Origin of the sequence: Variovorax sp. 38R, assembly GCF_014843395.1 — a bacterium.
Classification (GTDB): domain Bacteria; phylum Pseudomonadota; class Gammaproteobacteria; order Burkholderiales; family Burkholderiaceae_C; genus Variovorax; species Variovorax paradoxus_H.
Genome location: NZ_CP062121.1, coordinates 2,853,923 through 2,871,015 on the forward strand (window position 1 = coordinate 2,853,923; position 17,093 = coordinate 2,871,015).

15 protein-coding genes are annotated in these 17,093 nt (G+C 68.5%); 6 read left to right on the plus strand and 9 right to left on the minus strand.

The window, feature by feature from the left end; genetic code table 11:
• The first annotated feature begins 293 nt into the window (after nucleotides 1-293).
• Both IG196_RS12985 and IG196_RS12990 read left to right on the plus strand, forming a co-directional pair.
• The gene (locus IG196_RS12985) at nucleotides 294-1,319 is read left to right on the plus strand and encodes a helix-turn-helix domain-containing protein (protein WP_192196483.1); all 1,026 of its coding nucleotides are present in this window, start codon (nucleotides 294-296) and stop codon (nucleotides 1,317-1,319) included.
• Between the two features lie 290 nt (nucleotides 1,320-1,609).
• On the plus strand, nucleotides 1,610-2,401 hold the full coding sequence (locus IG196_RS12990) for a winged-helix domain-containing protein (protein WP_192196484.1): 792 nt from the start codon (nucleotides 1,610-1,612) through the stop codon (nucleotides 2,399-2,401).
• 16 nt (nucleotides 2,402-2,417) lie between these two features.
• On the opposite strand, the gene IG196_RS12995 is transcribed toward IG196_RS12990, so the two are convergent.
• Nucleotides 2,418-2,786 (minus strand): c-type cytochrome, encoded by a 369-nt coding sequence (locus IG196_RS12995; RefSeq protein ID WP_192196485.1) that lies wholly within the window; start codon nucleotides 2,784-2,786, stop codon nucleotides 2,418-2,420.
• Between the two features lie 174 nt (nucleotides 2,787-2,960).
• Between IG196_RS12995 and IG196_RS13000 the strand changes: the two genes are divergently transcribed.
• On the plus strand, nucleotides 2,961-3,641 hold the full coding sequence (locus IG196_RS13000) for a hypothetical protein (protein WP_192196486.1): 681 nt from the start codon (nucleotides 2,961-2,963) through the stop codon (nucleotides 3,639-3,641).
• A 34-nt stretch (nucleotides 3,642-3,675) separates the two neighbouring features.
• On the opposite strand, the gene IG196_RS13005 is transcribed toward IG196_RS13000, so the two are convergent.
• From IG196_RS13005 to IG196_RS13020, 4 genes are read right to left on the minus strand one after another with little or no spacing between them, the layout of a single operon-like run.
• Nucleotides 3,676-4,482 (minus strand): PPK2 family polyphosphate kinase, encoded by an 807-nt coding sequence (locus IG196_RS13005; RefSeq protein WP_192196487.1) that lies wholly within the window; start codon nucleotides 4,480-4,482, stop codon nucleotides 3,676-3,678.
• A gap of 48 nt (nucleotides 4,483-4,530) precedes the next feature.
• The gene (locus IG196_RS13010) at nucleotides 4,531-4,998 is read right to left on the minus strand and encodes an RNA-binding S4 domain-containing protein (protein ID WP_192196488.1); all 468 of its coding nucleotides are present in this window, start codon (nucleotides 4,996-4,998) and stop codon (nucleotides 4,531-4,533) included.
• Between the two features lie 19 nt (nucleotides 4,999-5,017).
• On the minus strand, nucleotides 5,018-6,433 hold the full coding sequence (locus IG196_RS13015) for a sensor histidine kinase (protein ID WP_412556377.1): 1,416 nt from the start codon (nucleotides 6,431-6,433) through the stop codon (nucleotides 5,018-5,020).
• A gap of 17 nt (nucleotides 6,434-6,450) precedes the next feature.
• A complete protein-coding gene (locus tag IG196_RS13020; RefSeq protein WP_192196490.1) occupies nucleotides 6,451-7,134 on the minus strand; it encodes a response regulator transcription factor in 684 nt (227 codons plus the stop codon).
• Between the two features lie 144 nt (nucleotides 7,135-7,278).
• Between IG196_RS13020 and IG196_RS13025 the strand changes: the two genes are divergently transcribed.
• The 3 genes from IG196_RS13025 (at nucleotide 7,279) to IG196_RS13035 (ending at nucleotide 10,472) form a co-directional block, all read left to right on the plus strand.
• Complete coding sequence (locus IG196_RS13025) at nucleotides 7,279-8,238, plus strand: tripartite tricarboxylate transporter substrate binding protein (protein ID WP_101492904.1); 960 nt, start codon at nucleotides 7,279-7,281, stop codon at nucleotides 8,236-8,238.
• A gap of 145 nt (nucleotides 8,239-8,383) precedes the next feature.
• Complete coding sequence (locus IG196_RS13030; protein WP_192196491.1) at nucleotides 8,384-8,935, plus strand: tripartite tricarboxylate transporter TctB family protein; 552 nt, start codon at nucleotides 8,384-8,386, stop codon at nucleotides 8,933-8,935.
• Between the two features lie 13 nt (nucleotides 8,936-8,948).
• Complete coding sequence (locus IG196_RS13035) at nucleotides 8,949-10,472, plus strand: tripartite tricarboxylate transporter permease (RefSeq protein ID WP_101492906.1); 1,524 nt, start codon at nucleotides 8,949-8,951, stop codon at nucleotides 10,470-10,472.
• Nucleotides 10,473-10,550: 78 nt separating this feature from the next.
• On the opposite strand, the gene IG196_RS13040 is transcribed toward IG196_RS13035, so the two are convergent.
• From IG196_RS13040 to IG196_RS13055, 4 genes are read right to left on the minus strand one after another with little or no spacing between them, the layout of a single operon-like run.
• Complete coding sequence (locus IG196_RS13040) at nucleotides 10,551-13,661, minus strand: efflux RND transporter permease subunit (RefSeq protein ID WP_192196492.1); 3,111 nt, start codon at nucleotides 13,659-13,661, stop codon at nucleotides 10,551-10,553.
• Nucleotides 13,662-13,681: 20 nt separating this feature from the next.
• A complete protein-coding gene (locus IG196_RS13045; RefSeq protein WP_192196493.1) occupies nucleotides 13,682-14,875 on the minus strand; it encodes an efflux RND transporter periplasmic adaptor subunit in 1,194 nt (397 codons plus the stop codon).
• A complete protein-coding gene (locus tag IG196_RS13050; protein ID WP_192196494.1) occupies nucleotides 14,872-16,362 on the minus strand; it encodes an efflux transporter outer membrane subunit in 1,491 nt (496 codons plus the stop codon). Before IG196_RS13050 ends, IG196_RS13045 begins: the two co-directional genes overlap by 4 nt.
• Nucleotides 16,359-17,072 (minus strand): TetR/AcrR family transcriptional regulator, encoded by a 714-nt coding sequence (locus tag IG196_RS13055; RefSeq protein WP_192196495.1) that lies wholly within the window; start codon nucleotides 17,070-17,072, stop codon nucleotides 16,359-16,361. Before IG196_RS13055 ends, IG196_RS13050 begins: the two co-directional genes overlap by 4 nt.
• Nucleotides 17,073-17,093 lie beyond the last annotated feature (21 nt).

The following is a 17,093-nucleotide window of genomic DNA, read 5'->3' on the forward strand; positions in this document are numbered from 1 at the left end:
CGGTTTCGCGGCACGGATGTGTCGCGAGTCACATTCAGATGCAATTGCCCGCCGGGTGTCTGGGCTGGGGGCCAGGCAGCGCCGGATCGATGCCCTGAGCGGCGGGCGGTGGGCCGGTTCGTGCGCTGTTCCATCCCCTCGAACTCACGGGCTTTCGTTTCTGTTATCTCTGTTATCGTTTGTAAAAATTATCCGGGGTCCGGGCGGACCTGTCAGGAAAAATTCGGGGAGTTCCCGCTTGTGACCCGCGGCTTTGGGCGTTGCGCCGGCCGCATGGAGGAAGGGCGTGCCACATGGCCGAGACCGACAGTCGCATCCAGCGCTTTCACACTGGCATGGTGTCGCGCAAGGACGGCTTCGCCTTCTGGGCCGACGAGATCGGCCCTCACGTGGGGTCGCTGGACAGCCCCGAGCGCACGGACTTCCAGCAGGAACTCACCATCGTCGACACGGCCGGGCTGGCCTTCATGCGGGTGCACGGCAGCGGCGCAAGCATCGAGCGCAAGGGCCCGAGCCAGCTGATGGGGGCCGAGGTCTATCCCTATCACCTGCTGCTCAAGCTCGACGGCGGCCTGGCCATCAGCGAACAGCGCCAGCGCATCGAGCTCGGCGCCGGCGACATGGTGCTGATCGACTCCTGGCAGCCACTGCACCTGCGCTCTACAGAGCTCACCAACTCGTGGATGCTGGGCCTGTCGGAAGCGGTAGTCAACCGCTGGCTCCCGCACGCAGACCAGACGACCGACCTGCGGCTGGCCGGCGGCAAGGGCTGGGCCGGCATGCTGTCGGGCTACCTGCGCGCGCTCGACGTCGAGCACCTGTGCAGCATCCAGAGCCCCGCCGAGCGCCAGCTGCTGGGCGAGCACCTGATGTCGATGCTGTCGTTCGCGCTGGAGCAGAACGGGCTGTCGGCGCAGCCGGGCGCGCTGGGCGAGCCCGTGTCACCGCGCGACGGCGACCTGCACGCCCGCATGCGGGCCTGGATTCGTGACCACCATGCAGACACCGAGATCGACGCACAGAAGCTGGCCGTCAGCTTCAATGTGCCGGTGCGCTACGTGCACAAGGTGTTCGCCAAGGCCGGGCGCGGCATGACCTTCCTGGAAACCCTGCAGGGCGACCGGCTGGAAGCCGCGGCCCGGATGCTTCGCAGCGCCGCGGGCGCGCGCAAGTTCGTCGCCCAGGTCGCCTATGACTGCGGCTTTGCGGACCCGGCCTACTTCGGCCTCGTCTTCCGCAAGAAGTACGGCTGCACGCCGCGCACCTTTGCTTTGCAGCAAGGGCCGGTCGCGGAAGACAGCGCGCTGCTCCTGCGCTGACCGGTGCGCCGCCGACCACCGCGTCGACCGGCTTGTTTCGGGCTCCGCCATGCGGCCGTGCCCGATTTTCATATTTCTGTTCCTTTTATTGATACCTGTAAATTTTGTTCGGGCTTAAATTGCCTTCTCAGGAAATTCCTCCGAATGGCAGTGCATTTGTAAAAAAATGAATCCGCCTCCAACAATTCGGAGCAATTTATTGCCCGAGGGTTGAGTGTCAAAGGTTAATTTTTTGGCCAACTCGACAAAAATAGAGGTTTGTAACGCCACGGTGTGCAAGGTAATTTTCAATGCTTGAACAAAACTCCCCGCACATTGCAGTGTTGGATTCTTCCCCCCGAATGCGATGGCACGCGAGCCGCTCCATCAAGATGCTGGGTTATACGCCCTTTGCATTTGCCAATATCGAAGAATTGATCGAGAAGGTGCCGGCCGGCGGTAATTTCGAAGTGCTGCTGCTTTCAATTCCGTCGGCGCCCGACGATGTGCAAAAGCTCATTGGCCAGGTGCGCGAAACGCTGCGCTACAACACGCCATTGATCATGAGCGCGCGCAAGCGGCAAATCCGCGGGCTGTCGCTGTTGCATGCGGGGCCAGACGACGCCGTATTGCCGGAGCCGTCCACCTTCGAAGAGATGTATTTCATGCTCGAATTCTTCCTGCGGCAGCGCAATCGGCCGGTGGTGCCGCGCAGCCTGGAATGGAATGAATTCAGCCTGTTGTCACCATTCGACATGGTGGATCTGGCGGGCACGGAAATTCGCCTGACACCCATCGAATTCGACTTGGCGGCCGAATTCTTCCGCCACATGAACAGGCCCTTGGGCCGCGAGCACCTCGAAATGATCGGCTGGCAAAGCGGTGTCGCCGTCGGCTCGCGCACACTGGACGCCAACGTGTCGAAGCTGCGCCGCAAGCTCGGGCTGTATGTCGATCAGCCGCACGGCCTGTCGTTGCATGCGGTCTGGGGCATGGGCTACCAGCTGAGCCAGCTGGGCACGCGCGATGCGCCCGCCACCTGGACCTTCCCGGCGGATTTCCGGGTGGCGTCTTCGGGGCCTCAGCCGCAACTGTCGCGCTGAGCGACACCGCGCCGACTCAGCGGGCGGGTGGTTGCTGCTGTGCCAGCACCCAGCGCGCGAGCACCTGCGCGTCGGCCTCCGTGACCAACGACTGGCGCGGCATGATCACGCGGCCCCAGGCACCGACGCTGCCGTTGCGGATCTTGTCGGCCAGCCGCGCCGGCGCGGCGGCGTCGTTCCGGTAGCGGTCGGCGATCTGCGCGAAGCCCGGCCCGACCTGCTTGTGCACCAGCCCGTGGCAGGCCATGCAGGCGTTCTTGCGGGCCAGGTCGACGGCAGAGAGTTGCGGCTGCTGGGCCGCGGAGCCGAAGGATGCGGTGGCCAGAAGGCCGGCCAGTGCGAGCGGGAGCAGGTGGGAAGCGGGAAGTCGGGACGTGTGGTGCATGGACGGGGGAACTCGGAGCAGGTGAAAACTGTACCTTGCCCTTTTGCGTGCCCCGGATCGCGGGCCGAATGCCCCGCCCGAAGGCCGTCGTTCATTCGCGACAAGTCGATTCAGAAGTAACTATATGTATGGTTAAATCCCTCGCAACTACCGCGAAGAGGACGAGGGAATCCCATGAAGTTGCTGCTCAGCATGGCATTGGCCACCGTGGTTCTGGCCGGATGCGCCAGCGCACCGCCCACCGGACCCGGGAAAGGCACCGGCATGTCGTACATGCCGATGGTCGCCATGGAAGGCGTGGACAAGGTGCGCTACGACAGCGACGTGGCCGACTGCCGCACGGCCGCCACCCGCATCACCGCGCGCAGCGAATCGGGCGACGCCATGTGGGCCGCATTGGGCCTGGGCCTGATCACGGTGCACGGCCAGGGCATCGTGGCCGCGGCTTCGTACACCGGCATCACCGCCGCCGTCATCGACTGGAACAGCCGCCCCAGCGGTGCGCTGATTGCCGAACACCAGCAGATCGCCATCGTCCATTGCATGGCCAAGCGCGGCTACCGCAACCTCGACCCGGACGTGCAGGACACGTTCTACGGCAACACCTTCAACCCCGTGCTCGCGCTCAAGCCGCGCCGCACCGGTGTCGACACCTACAACGTCGAGCGCCTGGCGAAGGCCGGCCGCTGCAACGTGCAGCCGCGCGCCGAGATGACGGCCAAGGGGCCGGGCTACGAGAGCTACAGCGTGCCGTGCGCGAACGGCGTGGCCTGGGCCGTGCGCTGCGAGTTCGGCAACTGCCGCGTGCTGGCGCAGACGCCGATGCGCTCCACGGCGCCCGTGCGCCGCTCCTGAGCCCGCACCTTCCGCGAACCCCCCGCGGATCAGGTCACTTCACGACCATGCACTTGAGCGCCGGATCGGGCGGCGGGGGCTTCAGCTTCATGTCGCGCAGCGTCTTCACGAGCAGCTGGGCGATCACCATGTTGCGATGTCGCTTGCTGTTGGCCGGAACCACATGCCACGGCGCGTGGTCGCTCGACGTGGCGGCCAGCGCGCTCTGATACGCCTTCTGGTAGTCGGCCCACTTGGTGCGCACTTCGAGGTCGCCCATGCTGAACTTCCACTGCTTGCCGGGCGTGTCGATGCGGGCCTGCAGGCGCTCGCGCTGCTCATCCTTGTCGATGTGCAGCATGCACTTGACGACGACCGTGCCGGTCTCGGTGAGCAGCCGCTCGAAATCGTTGATCTGCGCGTAGCGGCGGCGGGCTTCGTCGCCGTCGATCCAGCCTTCGACCACGGGCACCAGCACGTCTTCGTAGTGGCTGCGGTTCCACACCATGATCTCGCCGGTGCGCGGCACGGCGGCGTGGCAGCGCCAGAGGTAGTCGTGCGCGCGCTCGTCTTCGCTCGGTGCCTTGAAGGCCGTCACCCGCACGCCCAGCGGCGAGGTGCGCGAGAACACCCAGCGCACCGTGCCGTCCTTGCCGCTGGTGTCCATGCCCTGCAGCACCAGCAGCACCTTGCGCCGGCCTTCGGCGTGCAGCACGTCCTGCAGTTCATCGAGTTCGAGCGCCATCGCATCGAGCGCGGCGCGCTGGGCCGCCTCGTCGCCCGTGAGAAAGGACGTGTCGTCGGGGTCGATGCGCGAGAGCTTGAACTTGTCGCCGACGCGGTACTTCTTGAACTTGGACATCTGCAGGCGCTCCGTCAAAAAAGAAACGAAGCCCGCAGGGTACGCGAATCAGCGCTGCGGACGGCCGCGCGGCGGCGGGTGGTCGTCGTCGCTGTTGCTTTCGTCGATCGACGCGCTCCAGCGGTTGTCCCACTCGGCCTGATGGCGCACGCCGTCGATCTCGCGCCGGTCGCGCTTGGTGGGCCGGCCCTGTTCGATGGCCAATGCCGGCTCGCTGCCCATGCGGCGCTGCTCGCGGAAGGCGGCCTGCGCCGCCAGGCTCTCGGGCGTTTCCTCGTACAGCTGCTGGGCCACGGGCGCCGGGCCACGCTGTCCGCTGAGGCCGCGCACCGTGACGGTCCGCGTGAGCGGGCCCATGCGCAGCGCGACGGTGTCGCCGGCCTTGACCTCGCGCGAGGCCTTGGCGACGTCGCCGTTCACCTGGATGCGGTTCTTGCCGATTTCGTCCGCGGCCAGCGAACGGGTCTTGAAGAAGCGGGCGGCCCAGAGCCACTTGTCGATGCGCAGACGGTCCATGAAGGTTGGAAAAGAAAGATCAGCCATTGTGGCGCGACAGCGGCAGCCGCACCACGGCGTCGAGCCCGATCACGGTACCGCCGGCGCCGGGCGCGGTGCGGTTGTCCAGGCTGATGCGCCCGCCCAGCGCCAGAACGATCTCGCGGCAGATCGCCAGGCCCAGGCCCGAGCCGCTGGAGGTGTTGCCCGCCGCGAACGGCGCGAACAGGCGCTGACGCAACTCGGTCGAAATGCCAGGTCCGTCGTCGCGCACGGTGAGCACGGCGTCGTCGCCTTCGGCATGCACGCGCACCGAGAGCGGGGCGCCCACGGGGCTGTGCTTGATGGCGTTGTGCAGCAGGTTGCGCGTGAGCTCCTGCAGCATCCACTGGTGCGCGCGCACGGTCACGGCGTCGTCGGCGGCCAGTTCGAAGTCGAGCGCCTTGTCGGCCACGAGCGGCGACAGGTCGAGCGCGATGTGGCGCACCGCGTCGCCCAGGTCGAGCACCGCGGATTCGGGCTGCTGGCGCAGCTGCTCCACCTTCGCCAGCGACAGCATCTGGTTGGCCAGCGCGGTGGCGCGCTCGACGGTCTGGCTGATCTCGACCAGCGCCTGCTCGGGCGCCACGTCGCCGCGGCGCGCCGACTGAACCTGCGCCTTGAGCACCGCCAGAGGCGTGCGCAGCTGGTGGGCGCTGTCGCGCACGAAGCGCTTCTGGTGGTCGAGCAGGCGCTGCAGCCGGCCCATGACCTCGGTGGTGGCGTCGATCAGCGGGCGCAACTCGGCGGGGGCGCCGGGCGCGTCGATGGGCGACAGGTCGTCTTCCGGGCGCCGCTCGATGGCTTCGCCAAGCTCGCGCACCGGCCGCGTGGCGCGCTGCACGACGACCACGGTGACGAGTGCGATCACGCCCATCAGCAGCAGCTGGCGCCAGAGCATGTCGAGCAGCAGCTTGCGCACCAGCGTCTCGCGCAGCTCCAGCGTCTCGGCGACCTGCACCACGGCCATGCCGCGGCCGCGCGCGCTGGCCACCGGCTGCAGCATCACGGCGACGCGCACCGGCTGGCCGCGAAACTCGGCGTCGTAGAAATCGACCAGCGCCGCATACGCGCCGCGGTCGGGGATGCGGCCACGCCAGAACGGCAGCTCGGCAAAGCCCGAGACCATCTCGCCGTCGAGCGCCGACACGCGATAGAACAGGCGGCTGCGGTTGTCGGCCTCGAAGGCTTCGAGTGCGGAGTAGGGCACGATCGCGCGCAGCCGCGCCATGTCGTCGTAGCCTTCCACGTCGAGCTGTTCGCCGATGGTCTTGGCCGAGGCCAGCAGCGTGCGGTCGTAGGCGGTGGTGGCGGCCGCCAGGCTCTGGCGGTACAGGCTCACGCTGTTGATCACCACGAACACCGCCACCGGCACGAGGATGCCGAGCAGCAGCCGTGCGCGCAGGGACGACATCATCTGCCGCATGCCTGCCGTCAACTCTCGGCCCGCAGCAGGTAACCCAGGCCGCGCATCGTCATCAGCACCGTGCCCGTGCCCACCAGCTTCTTGCGCAGGCGGTACACGACCACCTCGATCGCTTCGTACTGCACGTTGGCCTCGCCCGGAAACACCAGCTCGAACAGGCGCTCCTTGGTGACGGCGTGGCCGGGCTTCATCATCAGCGCCTTGAGCAGTGCCAGTTCGCGCGGCGTGACTTCGAGCAGGTCGGCGCGGTGGTAGATGGCGCCGTTGTCGGGCTCGAAGCGCAGGCTGCCGACCTCCATCGGATTCATCGCTGCCGCGTCGGGCCCGGCGCTCTGGCTGCGCCGGCGCAGCGCGCGGATGCGGGCCTCGAGCTCGTCCAGGTCGAAGGGCTTGGGCAGGTAGTCGTCCGCGCCGGCGTTCAGGCCCATGATGCGGTCGCCCACCGTGCCGCGCGCGGTGAGCAGCAGCACCGGCGTGCGCAGGCCTTCGGCGCGCGCCTGCGCCAGCACCTGCAGGCCGTCGACATTCGGCAGGCTCAGGTCGAGAGCGACCACGTCGGGCTCGATGGCGCGCCATTGCGTGAGGGCCTGCGCGCCGTCGCCGCAGATGCGCACGTCGATGTGCCGGCGCCCGAGCGTGCGCTGCAGGGTGAGTTGCATCGAGGGGTCGTCTTCGACGAGCAGCAGCTTCATACGGGGCGCAGGATCGGAAGGGGGTGCTTCTTCGGTGTTTTCCCCAGTCTGGTGGACAGCCAACTGACAGCGGGGCGGCGCATGATAGCGGCTCAGGTCCAAGTCAGGTTCCACCCGTTCCCAAGTTTTGAGGAGACACCAACGATGCGTCGCGATACCTTTTTGAAGTCCCTGGCCGCACTGGCCGCTGCCGGCGCCTTGCCGCTGTCGGCGCGCGCTGCCGCCAACGTCAAGATGATGATCCCCGCCAACCCGGGCGGCGGCTGGGACACCACCGGTCGCGCGCTGGGCAAGGCCCTGACCGATGCCAAGGCCGCCGACACCGTCGCCTACGACAACAAGGGCGGCGCCGCCGGTGCACTGGGCCTGGCCCAGTTCGTCAATGGCTCCAAGGGCGACGCCAACGCGCTCATGGTCATGGGCTCGGTCATGCTGGGCGGCATCATCACCGGCAAGCCGCCGGTCAACCTGTCGCAGGCCACGCCCATCGCGCGCCTGACCACGGAATACAACGTGTTCGTGCTGCCGTCGAACTCGCCGTTCAAGTCGATGAAGGACGTGGTCGAGCAGCTCAAGAAGGACCCGGGCAGCGTCAAGTGGGGCGGCGGTTCGCGCGGCTCCACCGAGCACATCGCCGCGGCCATGATTGCGCAGAAGGTCGGCGCCGACCCGTCGAAGATCAACTACGTGGCCTTCCGCGGAGGCGGTGAAGCCACCGCCGCCATCCTGGGCGGCAACGTCACCATCGGCGGCAGCGGCTACAGCGAGTTCGCCGAGTACATAGCCGCCGGCAAGATGAAGGCCATCGCCGTCACATCGGCCCAGCGCCTGCCGGGCATCAACGTGCCCACGCTGAAAGAGCAGGGCATCGACGTCGAGATCGGCAACTGGCGCGGCGTGTACGGCGCGCCCGGCATCTCGGCCGAGCAGCGCAAGGCCCTGACCGAGATGGTGCTGGCTGCGCTCAAGAGCGCCTCGTGGGCCGAATCGCTCAAGAAGAACGCCTGGACGCCGGCCGTGCTGTCGGGCGATGCCTTCGCCAAGTTCGTCGACGACGACTTCGCCGCCCTGCGCGCCATCATGGTCAAGTCCGGCATGGTCTGAGTTTGGTTCGCCCCCAGGCTGCGCGCACTTCGTGTCGCGCGCGCCTTCCCCCTTCCGGGGGCAACACCAGCGGCCCGGCAAAGCCGGTTCCGCGGTGTTTCTGGAAGGAGGCAGTTCTTTTCCCCCACGACTGCGGGAGCAAAAAATGACAACTCCAGAATCCTCGGTCTCTCACGCTGCTGAGGCCACCTCCGGCGCGGCCCCCTGGCCGCAATACCTCGTCGGCGTCGGCGTGCTGCTGACCGGTGCTGCGCTGGCCTACGGCGCCATCGACATATCTTCCGAAGCCGGCTACGGCGGCGTCGGCCCCAACTTCCTCCCGTGGATGGTCTCGATCGTCCTGATGGTCTGTGGCGCGTGGATCACCTGGGAAGCATTCAGCGGCGGCTTCCGCGAACTCGACGCACCCTCGGGCGCCGACAAGGGCTACTGGCCCGGCTTCGTCTGGGTGGCGGCGGGCCTGCTGCTCAACGCGGCGCTCATCACCACCATCGGCTTCATTCTGAGCTGCACGCTGTGCTACCTGCTGGCTGTGCAAGGCCTGCGCCGCGCCGCCGGGCAGGCGAAGGTCAATGCGCCGGCCACCTGGGTCACCGACTTGCTGACCGGCCTGGCGATCTCGGCGCCGGTCTTCTGGATGTTCACCAAGTTCCTGGCCATCAGCCTGCCGGGTCTCACCAGCACCGGCTGGATCTGAGCGGAGCGACGTCATGGATATCTTCAACGCACTGATGACCGGCTTCGCGGCCGCGATCACCCCCATCAATCTGCTGTGGTGCCTCATTGGCTGTGCCCTGGGCACGGCCGTGGGCGTGCTGCCCGGCATCGGCCCCGCCGTGGCGGTGGCGATGCTGCTGCCGATCACCGGCAAGGTCGACATCACGGCCTCGATGATCTTTTTCTCGGGCATCTACTACGGCGCCATGTACGGCGGCTCGACCACCTCGATCCTGCTGAACACGCCCGGCGAAACCGCCAGCATGGTCACGGCGATGGAGGGCAACAAGATGGCCAAGAGCGGCCGCGCGGGCGCGGCCCTCGCTACCGCCGCCATCGGTTCCTTCGTGGCCGGCACCATCGCCACCGTGGTCGTCACGCTGTTCGCGCCCTTCGTCGCCGACTACGCCGTGCGGCTGGCGGCGCCCGAGTACTTCCTGCTGATGCTGCTGGCCTTCACCACGGTGAGCGCGGTGCTGGGCAAGAGCACGCTGCGCGGCATGACGGCGCTGTTCGTCGGCCTGGCCATGGGTTGCGTGGGCCTGGACCAGATCACCGGCCAGGGCCGCTACACCGGCAACATGCCCGAGCTGCTCGACGGCATCGAGATCGTGCTGGTGGCGGTGGGCCTCTTCGCTGTGGCCGAGGTGCTGTACGCCGTGCTGTACGAAGGCCGTGTGGTCGAGGGCCAGAACAAGCTGACCCGCGTGCACATGACCGCGCGCGACTGGAAGCGCTCGATTCCCGCGTGGCTGCGCGGTGCGGCCATCGGCACGCCCTTCGGCTGCATTCCGGCCGGCGGCACCGAGATTCCGACCTTCCTGAGCTACGCGACCGAGAAGAAGCTGGCCAAGGACAAGGACGCCAAGGCCGAGTTCGGCACCACCGGCGCCATCGAAGGCGTGGCCGGCCCCGAGGCCGCCAACAACGCCACCGTGACCGCCGCGCTGATCCCGCTGCTCACGCTGGGCATTCCCACGTCGAACACCACGGCCATCATGCTGGGCGCGTTCCAGAACTACGGCATCCAGCCGGGCCCGCAGCTGTTCACCACCTCGGCCGCGCTGGTCTGGGCGCTCATCGCCTCGCTGTACATCGGCAACCTGATGCTGCTGGTGCTCAACCTGCCGATGGTCGGCCTGTGGGTCAAGCTGCTCAAGATCCCGAAGCCGCAGCTGTACGCCGGCATCCTGATCTTCGCGACCGTGGGTGCGTACGGCATGCGCCAGAACACCTTCGACCTGTTCCTGCTGTTCGGCATCGGCCTGCTCGGCGTGGTGATGCGGCGCTTCGACTTTCCGACCGCCCCCGTGGTCGTCGGCATGATCCTCGGCCCGCTCGCCGAAGCCAACCTGCGCAACGCCATCGCCATGGGGCAGGGCAGCCCGGTCGTGTTCTTCCAGCGCCCCGAGTCGATCGTCGTGATCGTCGTCATCGTCGCCGTGCTGGTGCTGCCGCGCCTGGCCAAGCGCATGAGCGAACGCAAGCTGAAGCGATTGGCGCAGCTGGACGCCTGACGCGACAGACAGCCCCTTTTTCTGATTCACATGCCGCGGGCGATTGGCGCCCGCGGCATTTTTTTTTGGCCGCTCAGCTCAGCGCTGGGGCGCCTCGATCAGATCGTCGTCGATGTGCGGATCGGCCGGCTGCCCGCGCAGCTTGCGCACGGTGCGCCGTATCCAGTGCTCGATGTCGTCCACGTAGGTGAACACCGCCGGCACCACCAGCAGGCTCAGCACGGTCGAGGTGATGAGACCGCCGATCACGGCCATCGCCATCGGCGAGCGGAAGCTCGAGTCGGCGGTGCCGAAGCCGACGGCAATCGGCAGCATGCCGGCGCCCATGGCGAGCGTGGTCATGATGATGGGCCGCGCGCGCTTGTGGCAGGCGTCGCGCAGTGCGTCCCAGCGGCTCATGCCGTGGTCGCGGCGCGCCACGATGGCGTACTCGACCAGAAGAATCGAGTTCTTCGTGGCGATGCCCATCAGCATGATCAGGCCGATCAGCGAGGGCATCGACAGCGCCTTCTGGCCGATCAGCAAGCCCACGAAGGCGCCACCCAGTGCGAGCGGCAGCGCGCACAGGATGGTCACCGGGTGCAGGAAGTCCTTGAACAGCAGCACCAGCACGATGTAGATGCACAGCACGCCCGTGAGCATCGCCAGGCCGAAGCTGGCGAACAGCTCGGTCATCACTTCGGCGTCGCCCACCTCGGCGATGCGCACGCCGGGCGGCAGCTTCTGGATCGAGGGCAGGGCCTCGACGGCGGTCTTGGCGTCGCCCAGGCCCACGCCCGACAGCTCGATCTCGAAGTTGACGTTGCGCGAGCGGTCGTAGCGGTCGATGACGGCCGGGCCGCCTTCCATCGTGAGCGAAGCCACCTGGCTCAGCATGACGGGGCCGCGCGCGCCCGGCACCGACAGGCGCCCGATCAGGTCGAGGTCTTGTCGCGCCGAGTCTTCGAGTTTCACCACGATCGGCACCTGCCGCTGCGCGAGGTTGAGCTTGGCCAGCGCCTGGTCGTAGTCGCCCAGTGTGGCCACGCGCAGGGTTTCGGCGATGGCCGAGCTGGTCACGCCGAGGTCGGCGGCGCGCGCGAAGTCGGGGCGCACGGCGATCTCGGGGCGGATCAGGCTCGCGGTCGAGGTGATGTTGCCCAGGCCGGGAATGGTGCGCAGGTCTTTCTCGACCGCGCCCGCGGCCGCCGACAGCGCCGCCGGGTCTTCGCCGGTGAGCACCAGGATGTACTTCTCGCCCGAGCCGCCCAGGCCCACGGTGCTGCGCACGCCGGGCAGGGTTTCGAGCGCGGTGCGGATCTCTTTCTCGATCAGCTGCTTGCGCGGCCGGTCGCCGCGCGGGTCGAGCTGGATCGTCAGCGTGGCCTTGCGCGTCTCGGGCGTGCCGAAGTTCGCGAACGGGTCACCGCCCGCGCTGCCGCCCGCCACCGTGGTGTAGACGCTCTTCACGTGATTGATCTGCATCACGCGGCGGCGCGTTTCCTCGGCCGCGGCCGTGGTCTGCGCCAGCGTGGAGCCCGGCGGCAGGGACAGGTAGACCTGCGTCTGCGAGTTGTCGTCGGCCGGAATGAAGCCGGTCTTGAGCAGCGGAATCATCGCCAGCGAGCCGAAGAAGAAGAGGGTGGCCATCACCATCGTCTTGAAGCGGTGGTGGGTGCTCCACTCCACGGCGCGCATGTACCAGCGCAGCCAGCCCGGCTCCTTCTCCTGCGTGAGGATGGGCTTCATGATGTAGGCCGCCATCATCGGCGTGAGCACCCGCGCCACCACCAGCGAGGCGAACACCGCGAGCGACGCGGTCCAGCCGAACTGCTTGAAGAACTTGCCGGCCACGCCGCTCATGAAGGCCGTGGGCAGGAACACCGCAATGAGCGTGAAGGTGGTGGCGATCACGGCCAGGCCGATTTCATCCGCCGCCTCCATGGCCGCCTGGTAGGGCGACTTGCCCATGCGCAGGTGGCGCACGATGTTCTCGACCTCCACGATGGCGTCGTCCACCAATATGCCGACCACCAGCGAGAGCGCGAGCAGCGAGATCACGTTGACCGAGAAGCCCAGCAGGTGCATGCCGATGAAGGCCGGAATCACCGACATCGGCAGCGCCACCGCCGAGACGAAGGTGGCGCGCCAGTCGCGCAGGAAGAGCCACACCACGATCACCGCGAGGATGGCGCCCTCGTACAGCAGGTGCAGCGAGCCGTCGTACTCTTCTTCCACCGGGTCGACGAAGTTGAAGGCCTCGGTCAGCTCGATGTCGGGGCGCTGCACGCGCAGGTCGGCCAGCGCTTTCTGAATGGCGCGGCCCACTTCCACCTCGCTGGCGCCGCGGCTGCGGGCCACCTCGAAGCCCACCACCGGCTTGCCGTTGAGCAGCGCGGCGGCGCGGGGTTCGGCGATGGTGTCGCTGATGCGCGCCACCTGGTCCAGGCGGATGCGGCGGCCGTCGCTCAGCGCGATCTGCATGTCGGCGAGCTGGTCGGCCGACTGCACGGTGGCCATGGTGCGCACCGGCTGTTCGCTGCCGCCCAGGTCGATGCGCCCGCCCGCGCTTTCGGTCTGCACCTGGCGCAGCTGGCGCGAGATGTCGGCGGCCGAGGCGCCCAGTGCCTGCAGCTTGCTCGGGTCGAGGTCGATGTGCACCTGGCGCGTGACGCCGCCCACGCGGTTCACCGCGCCCACGCCGGGCAGCGCGAGCAGCTTCTTGGTGATGTCGTTGTCGACGAACCAGCTCAGCGCCTCGCCGTCCATGCGCGACGACGCGATGGTGAAGGCCAGCACGGGCTGGGCCGCGAAGTCGAGCTTGGTGACGACCGGGTCGCGCACGTCGGCGGGCAGGTCGGCGCGCACCTTCTGCACGGCCGAGCGCACGTCGTCGACGGCCTCCTGCACCGGCTTTTCGAGGCGGAACTCGACGATCAGCGTGGCAGCGCCGTCCTGCACCTTGGTCGTGATGTGCTTCAGGCCCTGGATGGTGGCGATGGAGTTCTCGAGCTTGCGCGCGACGTCGGTTTCGAGCTGCGACGGCGCGGCGCCGGGCAGCGAGGCCGAGACGGTGACGGTCGGCAGGTCGATGTCCGGGAAGTTCTGCACCTTCATGGCGTTGAACGACAGCAGCCCCCCGAAGGTGAGCAGCACGAACAGCATCACCGCCGGAATGGGGTTGCGTATGGACCAGGCGGAAACGTTCATGGCGTGTCCTTTGTGCTTGCTTATTTAGGTGAAGGCGCGGATGCCGCTGCCTTCGCCGGGGTGGCGGACGCGGGCGTCGCCGTGGTTGTGGGCGTGGCGTCCACCACGCGCACCAGGTCGCCGTCGTTGAGGAAGCCCGCGCCCTGCACCACGATCTGCACGCCTTCGGGCAGTGCGCTGGTGATCTCCACGCGGTCCTTCAGGCGGCGGCCGGTCTGCACCTTCAGCTGCGCCACGCGGCCGTCGGGCAGCAGCGTGAAGACGTTGTTGAAGCCGTCGCGCGGCACGATCGCGCTTTGCGGCACGGTCGGCGCGGAACTGCGGCCGAGTTCGAAATCGCCGCGCGCGAACATGCCGGCCTTCACGCCGGTGTTCTGCTGCACGTTGGGCAGGTCGACATAGACCAGCGCCGCGCGCGTCTGCGGATCGACCGTGGGCGCGATGCTGCGCACCATGCCCTTCACCTGCGCGCCGCTGGCGCTGACCACGAAGGCCGGCGTGCCCACGGCGATGCGGCCCAGCTCGGCCGAGGTGACTTCGGCACGCCATTCGAGCCGGCCCTGGCGGATCAGGCGGAACAGCTCGGTGCCGGCGCCGACCACGCTGCCGACCGTGGCGGTGCGCGCGGAGATCACGCCGTCGTCCGGTGCCAGCACCTGCGTGTTGCGACCGCGCACCTGCTGCGCGGCCAGCACGGCCTCGGCCGCTTCGGCGCGCGCCTTGGCGGTCTGCTCGGTGGTCTGGTACTGGTTGATCTGCTGCTGGCTCAGTGCGCCCGTGGCCTGCAGCGTGCGGGCGCGCGCGGCATTGCCGGCGGCGTCGGCTGCCGAGGCGCGGGCCTCGGCGAGCGAGGCGCGCGCCTGCGCGATGTCGGCCTGCACGGTCTCGGGCGAGAACACCGCGAGCACCTGGCCCTTCTTCACGGTGTCGCCGACGTTGACGCGCACCTCGGCCAGCTTCAGGCCGTTCGATTCGGAGCCGATCACGGCCTCCTGCCAGGCCGCCACATTGCCGTTGGCGGCCAGCGTGACGGTCAGCTCGGTGGCTTCGGGTTTGGCGACCGAGACGGTCAAGGCCGGGCGCTGTGCGGGGCCTTTTGCCGCAGGTGCAGCTTTGTCGTCGGCCGGCTTGCGGGTGAGCCACAGGCCGGCGGCAACGACGACGATCAGCGCCAGCAGCGCGATGACAAGAGTGGAACGCTTCATTGTTTTCATGGCGACGTCGCGACCTTGGCGGCCGGGGTGGAGGTCATTGGGGACGATGCTTCGGCGGGGCGGCTCCAGCCGCCGCCCATCGAGCGGTACAGCGAAACCCAGGCTTCGGTGCTCTCGCGCTGCAGCGAGACGCGCGCGGTCTGCGCGGCGAACAGCGTGCGCCGCGAGTCCTCGAGCTCGAACAGGCTGGCCAGGCCGCTGCTGAAGCGGGCCTGGGTGGCGTCGAACGAGGCCTGGTAGTTCTTCACGGCGCTGTCGGCGTCGGTGCTGCGTGCGGTCGTGGCGTCGAGGTTCACCAGTGCTTCTTCGACCTCGCGCACCGCCTGGCGCACGTTCGCGCGGTAGAGCGACACGGCCTCGGTGTAGCGCGCCTTGGCGGCCTCGGAGTTGGCCGCGCGCGCGCCGCCGTCGAGCAGCGGCACGGTGAGCGACAGCGGCCCGACGGTCCAGGTGTCGAGCGATTCGCGAAAGCCGCTGGTGCGGATCTGCATGCGGCCGATCGAGCCCGACAGCGTGAGCTTGGGGTAGCGCTCGGCCTCGGCCGAGCCCACCTCGGCGCTGGCCGAGGCCACGCCGAGTTCGGCCGCGTACACGTCGGGCCGCTGCGACAGCGCCTGCGCCGGCACGCTGGCGATGGCTCCCACCACCGGCAGCGCGCGCTGCGTGGGCGAGGCCGCGAGCTTCTGCACGAGCGTGGGTTCGTCGAGGCCGCTGAGCGCCACCAGCGCCTTGCGCTGCACCGCGCACAGGGCGCGCTGTTGCGTGAGGCGGCCGGAGGCGTCGGAGGCGCTGGCACGCGCCAGCGCGGCGTCGGCCGGTGCGGTGAAGCCTGCGCGCGCCGACAGGTCGGTGAGCCGCGCCGTTTCGCCGCGCGATTTCGCATCCGATTCGGACACGGTCAATTGCAGTTGGCAGGCGCGCTCGGCGAAGTAGGCATTGGCCGTTTCGGCCGCCACGGCGACGCGGGCGTCGTGCCACTTGGCGGTGGCGCTGTCGAGCTTCTGTTGGGCCGCGTCGCGGTCGGCGCGCAGGCGGCCGAACAGGTCGATCTCCCACTTCGATTGCAGCCCGGCCTGCAGCGTGGTGACCGGCGCGATAGCGGTGCTGCTGCTGCTCGAAGAACCACCCGATCCGAACGACGATCCCGAGACGCCCCGGCTCGCCGACGCCGTGCCGTCCAGGCTGGGCAGCAGCGCTGCGCCGGCCTGCACGCGAGTGAAGCGCGCCTCGGCCACGCGCGCGGCGGCGCTCGCGAGGTTGGGGCTGGCGGTTTCGGCGGCGGCGATCAGCTCGACCAGCAGCGGGTCGTCGAGCTGGCGCCACCAGTCGGCCAGCGCGGTGAGCGAGCCGCCGTGCGGCAGGGGCGCGTGCCACTGCGCGGGGATGGGCGCCTTCACCGAGGCGGGCGGGCGCGTGAGGCCGCAGCCTGCCAGGCCGAGGCCCAGCGGCAGGCTCAGAACAAGGGCAATCCGTCGGAGTCGTCTCATGGCTTCTTTCTTTGCTCGGCGGCCACCTGGCGGCGGCGTGCGGTTTCGGCCTGGACCAGCGCCATCGCGTAGCCCGTGAGCCGGTCGGCCCAGGTGTCGATGGCGCGCGGCGTGCGCAGCAGCGACGGGCGCAGGGCCTCGATGAAATCCTGGCTCACGTACAGCTGCATCGACAGCCCCGTGATCGCGAAGGTCAGGCGGTGGATGTCGTCGTCGGCGCGCGCCACCTGCAGGTGGCGGCACAGCAGTTCGACGATGGCGCGGTGCGGGCCCTTGATGTCGCGCTCGAGTTCCTTGGCCCACTGGCTGGTGGGCTCCAGCATCTCGCGCATGTGCAGCTGGATGCACTGGCGCACGATCTCGCCCTGCTTGAGCGGATCGATCATGGCCGCCATGCAGATGCGCAGCGTGGCTTCGAGCGACTGGCCGGGCACGTTGCAGGCGGCCACGAGGTCGTTCGAATCGCTGCCCATCGGCTCGTTGAAGGTGGCGCCGTACAGCCCCTCCTTGTCGCCGAAGTAGTAGCTGATGGCCGACACGTTCACGCCGGCCTCACGCGCGATCTCGCGGATCGAGGTCTTGGCGAAACCGTTCTGGGCGAACAGCCGCAGCGCGGTGTGCAGCAGGCGGTGGCGCGCCTCGGCGCCGTCGGCTCGGGGGGCGCGGCGCGGCGGCGTGGGGGCTGGCGTGAGGGGGGGCCGGGCGTTCATCGGCGCGATTAGAGCACGGTC